Origin of the sequence: Streptococcus sp. HMSC065C01, assembly GCF_001813525.1 — a bacterium.
Taxonomy (GTDB): domain Bacteria; phylum Bacillota; class Bacilli; order Lactobacillales; family Streptococcaceae; genus Streptococcus; species Streptococcus parasanguinis_V.
In genome coordinates this window covers 1-236 of the sequence record NZ_KV812819.1, presented here as the reverse complement: position 1 = coordinate 236, position 236 = coordinate 1, and the positions used below count along the sequence as shown (strand labels likewise).

Sequence of the window (236 nt, the reverse complement as noted above, 5' to 3'; positions counted from 1 at the left end):
TTGTAGTAACGTCCGAATTCGAATTTAGTTGTGTCAATGACTTGTGTGTTTTCCGCATCGCCAAGTGACTTAGTGAAGCCATCTTTAAGGGTTGCAGTGATCACACCGTTGTTCACAGTGATATCGAATTTATCTGTTACTTCTGCGCCTGTTACTGAATCGTAAGCTTTGATCTTAGTAGAATCAAGTTCCAACTTAGCTTCATCGTAGTCATCTGAGATTCCTACTGATTGGAT

General features: G+C 40.3%; 1 protein-coding gene. It reads right to left on the bottom strand.

Features of this window, described 5'->3' with window-relative positions; translation table 11 throughout:
- Positions 1-236 (bottom strand): hypothetical protein (locus HMPREF2918_RS00210; RefSeq protein ID WP_141751563.1); only part of this gene is annotated, 236 nt, incomplete at both ends.